We start from the raw sequence: 297 nt of genomic DNA, 5'->3' as shown, positions 1-297 counted from the left end.
GCGCCGGCTCCGGCACGTCGGCCGCGATCCGACCCGCGTGAGCGGCGCCCCATGAGGGCACACGGGGGTCAGAGCCGCCTCCCGGGTGCCGTTCGGAGGTCGGCCATGCAAATTCTGCCGTTCTTTCCGCTCTCGCCGCTCCTGCCTCCGCTGCTGCGCCAGATGAGCCGCGTACGCGACGCCACGACACCCCCGGCCGCCCTGCTCCGCGCCAGCGCGATCGATCTGGCCATCCTCACCGGCCATCTCGTCCTCTACCCGGCCGGAATCATCCAGGAGCGCCGCGCCGCGCCCCTG

1 pseudogene is annotated in these 297 nt (G+C 73.4%); it reads left to right on the top strand.

The features are described from left to right. Window positions 1-105: 105 nt before the first annotated feature. Window positions 106-297: pseudogene (locus BFF77_RS37380) on the top strand (lipase); the annotation flags it as partial.

The organism is Streptomyces lushanensis, assembly GCF_001700515.1.
In the GTDB taxonomy this organism is placed as follows: Bacteria; Actinomycetota; Actinomycetes; order Streptomycetales; family Streptomycetaceae; genus Streptomyces; species Streptomyces lushanensis.
Note: the sequence above shows the minus strand (reverse complement) of the source record. Positions and strands in the feature narration are given on the sequence as shown.